Here is a 256-nt window from a genome sequence, read left to right as displayed (position 1 = left end):
ATGGCTAAGCACGATAGAGGCCTGCGCTTCCAGCCGGCGGGCGGTAGCCGGGCGCCGCAGATTCCAGTGGGCAAGAAACAGCGTTTGACGATTCAGCGTCTGGCCAACGACGGCCGTGGCATTGCCTTTGTCGAAGGGCGTACCTGGTTTGTCAGCGGTGCCCTGGCCGGTGAAGAAGTCGAAGCTCGGGTGTTGGGCAGCCACGGCAAAGTGGTAGAGGCCCGTGCCGAGCGCATCTTCAACGCCAGTGATCTGC

Annotated in this window: 1 protein-coding gene; it reads left to right on the top strand. The window is 62.9% G+C overall.

The annotated features are described in order from the left end of the window. On the top strand, positions 1 to 256 hold a 256-nt coding region (locus SB725_RS32425; RefSeq protein ID WP_410923609.1), incomplete at its 3' end, for a TRAM domain-containing protein.

Origin of the sequence: Pseudomonas sp. SIMBA_041 (assembly GCF_046535095.1) — a bacterium.
In the GTDB taxonomy this organism is placed as follows: domain Bacteria; phylum Pseudomonadota; class Gammaproteobacteria; order Pseudomonadales; family Pseudomonadaceae; genus Aquipseudomonas; species Aquipseudomonas mucoides.
This window is presented reverse-complemented; position numbering and strand designations above follow the sequence as displayed.